This is a genomic window from Thermococcus sp., from assembly GCF_027052235.1.
In the GTDB taxonomy this organism is placed as follows: domain Archaea; phylum Methanobacteriota_B; class Thermococci; order Thermococcales; family Thermococcaceae; genus Thermococcus.
The window spans coordinates 1-4605 of record NZ_JALUFF010000028.1; the positions used below are offsets into that span (position 1 = coordinate 1).

Annotated in this window: 5 protein-coding genes and 1 tRNA gene; 2 read left to right on the forward strand and 4 right to left on the reverse strand. The window is 53.3% G+C overall.

Annotated elements, in window-relative coordinates; genetic code table 11:
* The coding region (locus MVC73_RS03380) for a potassium transporter TrkG (protein WP_297506921.1) at positions 1-670 on the reverse strand (670 nt) is incomplete at its 3' end.
* A gap of 99 nt (positions 671-769) precedes the next feature.
* Here MVC73_RS03380 and map point away from each other — a divergent pair.
* Complete coding sequence (map, locus tag MVC73_RS03385; protein ID WP_297506923.1) at positions 770-1657, forward strand: type II methionyl aminopeptidase; 888 nt, start codon at positions 770-772, stop codon at positions 1655-1657.
* A gap of 2 nt (positions 1658-1659) precedes the next feature.
* Here map and MVC73_RS03390 read toward each other — a convergent pair whose 3' ends face one another.
* The gene (locus tag MVC73_RS03390; protein WP_297506925.1) at positions 1660-2388 is read right to left on the reverse strand and encodes a tRNA(His) guanylyltransferase Thg1 family protein; all 729 of its coding nucleotides are present in this window, start codon (positions 2386-2388) and stop codon (positions 1660-1662) included.
* 33 nt (positions 2389-2421) lie between these two features.
* Positions 2422-2508, reverse strand: a tRNA-Ser gene (locus tag MVC73_RS03395).
* Between the two features lie 134 nt (positions 2509-2642).
* On the opposite strand from MVC73_RS03395, the gene MVC73_RS03400 reads away from it, so the two are divergent.
* Positions 2643-3818, forward strand: a complete 1176-nt coding sequence (locus tag MVC73_RS03400; protein WP_297506927.1) for a CBS domain-containing protein — start codon at positions 2643-2645, stop codon at positions 3816-3818.
* 3 nt (positions 3819-3821) lie between these two features.
* Here the strand turns inward: MVC73_RS03400 and MVC73_RS03405 are convergent.
* On the reverse strand, positions 3822-4605 hold a 784-nt coding region (locus MVC73_RS03405; protein ID WP_297506929.1), incomplete at its 5' end, for a DUF835 domain-containing protein.

A 4605-nucleotide genomic window follows, 5' to 3' on the forward strand; every position in this document is an offset into this window, starting at 1 on the left:
GGCCGGTCATGGAGTGCGTGAGTGCATCAAAAAGGTTCATCCCGTTTATGTAGTAGAGGTAAACTCCAAGGAGGGTGAGAACGAGGTATATCTCGAAGATGACCTTGGATGTGTTGACCAGATTGGGCAGTATCCTCTCGCTCCTCGCCTCCGCTTTGTAGAGCCTTGCGGCGGCAACGCCCGGGCGTATGAGGATCGTGAGCGCGACGAGGACTATCCCAATCCCTCCAAGCCACTGCATCCAGGCGCGCCAGAAGAGGAGTATGTGGGGGTAACTGGAGAGGTGGGTCATCATCGTTAGCCCCGTTCCTGTCCAGGCGCTCATGCTCTCGAAGTAGGAATCCACGAAGGACATGTTGGCGATGTACATAAAGGGAACCACGCTGATGAATGATGCGAAGAGCCATGTGAAGGCAGCGGCCACCATCGCCTGGCGGAGGTTGACGTCCTCGAGCTTTTCCTGGTGCCTTCCGAGCCAGGCCCCGAAGAGTATGCTGAAAGTGCCGGGGACTGCAAAGTAGACCACGTATTTTAGCTCCTCAGGGTAAAACCACGCGATTAGAACTGGAAAGAGGTAAGCGAGCCCAACCCCCTCGAGGATCGAGCCTATGAGGTTCTTTACAACGAAAACGTCGTCTGAGATGTTGATGTACTTCCCAAGCTCTAGCATGGGCCCACCGTAGGTTAAGGGATAGCACCCAATATAAAGCTTTTCTCGGGTGGGAAAGGTTTAAGGGCTTGCGGAACCTTTCTTTTCCGGTGGTAGAAAGTGGACGAGAGGGAAGCGCTGATAAAGGCTGGGGAAATCGCACGCAGGGTCAAGGAGGAAGTTGTGGAGTTGATAAAGCCTGGGGCAAGGCTTTACGATATAGCGGAGTTCGTCGAGCGCAGGATCGCTGAGCTCGGCGGGAAGCCTGCCTTTCCCTGCAACCTCTCGATAAACTCAAACGCCGCCCACTACACGCCCTACAGGGGCGATGAGACGGCACTCAACGAGGGAGACTACCTCAAGCTCGACCTCGGTGTCCACGTGGAGGGTTACATAGCCGACACGGCTCTGACCTTCAGGGTTGGAATGGAGGAGGACGAGCTCATGGAAGCTTCGAGAGAGGCCCTCGAGAACGCGATAGCAACGGTAAGGGCGGGCGTAAAGATAAGGGAGATTGGAAAGGCCATCGAGGAGACGATAAGGGGGAAGGGCTTCAACCCGATAGTGAACCTCAGCGGGCACAAAATAGAGCGCTTCAAGCTCCACGCTGGCGTGAGCATACCGAACGTCTACCGGCAAGCTGATACTTACGAGCTGAAGGAGGGCGACGTCATAGCGATAGAGCCCTTCGCGACCACGGGCGCCGGACAGGTTATCGAGGTTCCACCGGCGCTGATATTCATGTACGTCAGGGACAGGCCTGTAAGGAGTGCCCAGGCAAGAAGACTTCTGATGCACATAAAGAGGGAGTACAAGACGCTCCCCTTTGCCTACCGCTGGCTTCAGGGCTTTATGCCCGAGGGACAGCTCAAACTCGCCCTCTCCCAGCTTGACCGGGCCGGTGCAATATACTCGTACCCTATACTGAGGGAAGTCAGAGGGGGCATGGTTAGTCAGTTCGAGCACACGGTCATAGTTGAGAAGGATGGGGCGTACATAACGACCTGAGGTCACGGGAGGTACCTGAGACTCGCGAGCACCTTCTTCTCCATTTTCTCGAAGGGAAACGTCTCCACTTCCACTACCTTCAGTCTTCCGGTGGAGTAATCCGCGTGAAGGGCCCAGCCGTATCTTAGCCCCGTGGGCAGGGCTTCCCAGTTGCCACCCCGGGCTCTCGCAAGCTCTATGAGCTCATTGGAAGTTTTGTTCGTCATTTCCTCTGGTGAAAGATAGATCCTTGCCAGGCTGTTCTTTGAATTCCTGACTGCATCCCTCCAGCGCCAGAGGAAATAGTCCAGAACGTCTTTCGGTGAGTCAAACTGAATCACGCGTGAGTCGAAGTTCGCGGGCTCCTTTTCGGGTAGGTACTCTGGGAGAATTCTGTTGAACGTTGCCGTGAATATTGATGCGCTCAGGGAAATTACCTTGTAGACCTTCCCCCCGAAGACTGGCTGGCTGTTTGGGCGAAGGGGGAAGAAGAGGAGTGAAACCTCGTCGCTCTGACCATAGGCGAACCTGAGGTTGTCGAGCTCCTGGAACAGGTTTCGTGTGGTTTCGGTGAAGAGTTTGAGAAGTCGGATATCGAAGGGCCTCTCGAGATCCTCGGTCCATCTGGAAAACGTCCGTCCGTCGAGTCTAATAACGAAGGGCTTCCTTGAATCTAACCGTCCGCAGTGATATTTGCGTTCTATTGACCGCACCTTAATAGTCAGAGGGTTGTTTTCCACCCGTTTGCCCATGAGAATCGCCTAAAAAGGTGATGGCTCGGCAGTTGGCGCCGGGGCAGGGATTTGAACCCTGGTGGGCTAACGCCCACGGGATCTCGAGTCCCGCGCCTTCCCAGGCTAGGCTACCCCGGCGCGTGTGGGAGTTATTGCTTCGATTTTATAAATCTTTCCGCGAAAATTTTATTAACCCAGGTTAACTAAAACTTCTCGGTGGCAAAGGTTTAAATCCTCGGCCGCCCTAATAATAAGTGCTGGGAGGTGACAGCATGGTCGGAATTCTGGTGCAGGAGGTTATGACAGACAAGTTTCAAAAGATAGACATCGACGCCCCGCTTTCTGAGGCGATCGGGATTTTTGAGAAGGAAGACCCCGACCTGATTCTGGTCTTCGACGGGAACCTGTACAAGGGGGTCCTGACTCAGGATCTCATTATACGCTCCCACCTCAAGTGGGACCCGACCAAGGCAAAGGTTAGGGATGTTTACAAGCCCGCACCGGTAATAAAACCGGATGAAGACCTTAGCAAGGCAGCAAAACTCATGATGGAAGTCGACCTTCGCTCCCTCCCCGTTGGGGAGAGCAAGGCTGAAATCATTGGGGTAATAAGCGACATAGAACTCCTTAGGAAAGTGTCTGAAGGTGACTTTGGAAGGAGGAGAATAGATGAGTTTATGACGAAGGACGTCATCACCCTGAAGCCAGATGATACGGTGGCCAAGGCCTTCGCCACAATGCGCGACCACGCCATCTCGAGGATACCTATAGTGAACGAGGAGGGTAAGCTTGAGGGGTTGGTGACGCTCCATGATCTTATAATAAGGTTCATCAAGCCGCGCTTCAAGTCTCAGTACGGAGAGGTGGCAGGGGAGAAGATACCGCCCTTCAGCATGCCCCTCCGCGACGTGATGATACGGGGGGTTATAACGATATCCCCTGACGCTAGGGTTAGGGAAGCCGTGGCAACGATGCTGGACAACGACATTGACGGCCTCGTGGTGACGAATGAGGACAACAAGGTTGTGGGAATTCTCACGGTGAAGGACCTGCTTCTGCCGATATCGAGAATGGTGGAGAAGGAGGCCCGCTTCTACCTCCAGCTCGGTGGCGACGCCGAGATACTCAGCGACTTCACCAGGGAGAGAATAATAGAGGACATCAAGCGCTTCGTTGACGGCTACGAAGAACTGCTTGGTCAGGAGGGCATAATCTACCTCTACATAAGGCGCTTCAACGAGAAGTTCCGCGGTGTTCACCTCTACCAGGCTAGGATGAGGGTCGTTACGGACAGAGGAGTCTTCGTGGCGACCGGGGAAACGTGGGGTGCCATACAGGCGGTGCACGACGCACTGAGGGCCATAGAGAGGCAGCTCCTCCAGAAGGCTGAACTTGAAAAAGATACAAAATATTCGAGGCGTTTTCTTGAAAAGCTGGGCTTAGTCTGACTTCTACTCTATCTTTTTGAACTCCTTTTCCAGTAGTTTGAGCTCTTTTGTCGAGAGGGCATCGTAGTCAATCACAAGTATTATGGTCCCTCCTACGGAAATTATCCTGTCCTTCAAAGAGAGGATGAACTTCAGGGCGTTTTCGAAGCCGTTTTCCACCATCAGATATTCAAAAGTGTCCATATACACAGTGACGTAACCCCTTTCAATGGCCTTCGCTAGGAGGTCCGTCAGGATGCCCATTTTGGTTGGGGAGACTGCGTAAATTACAGGTTTGTCGTTTAGTTTGCCCTCACTCACTCGGGTTACCCAGAACACTATAGATTCAGGATGAACTTTTTCGAGTATTTTTGAAGGGGGCATACGCGTTATTACTATTATCCCGGGCTTTGAGCAGAAGTCTGGAAGGGCCTTGTTTTGTGTGGATGGAGATATCATAAAGGCTCCGGGGGGCATTCCCGTGCTACTGGGTTTCCTTGGCGGGAGTATCTCGTAGAACGCGAATCTAAGGGCTCCCGTTGCGGCTGTCAACCTGAAGATGGCGCCCAGCATGAACCCTATGGGAGCAAACCACTCGATATTCCTTGTTACGGGATACGTTATGTTGAGCGCTCCCAAGAGTATCAGCCCGAGGGGAAAGAGTGCCTCCACCTTGTTTTGGGATATCACGTATCTCCACAGAACGGCTCCAAAGTATATGAGGGCACCCCCGTAGAAGAGAGAGGGAACCGACGACTGAAGGATGAAGTTGTTTCCGAAGACGTCTGTCGCGAGTAGGAAGAGCCAG

Bases quoted from the DNA above. Each gene is read 5' to 3' on its own strand.
- MVC73_RS03400 (WP_297506927.1), top strand. From the start codon at position 2,643: ATGGTCGGAATTCTGGTGCAGGAGGTTATGACAGACAAGTTTCAAAAG.
- MVC73_RS03390 (WP_297506925.1), bottom strand. From the start codon at position 2,388: ATGGGCAAACGGGTGGAAAACAACCCTCTGACTATTAAGGTGCGGTCA.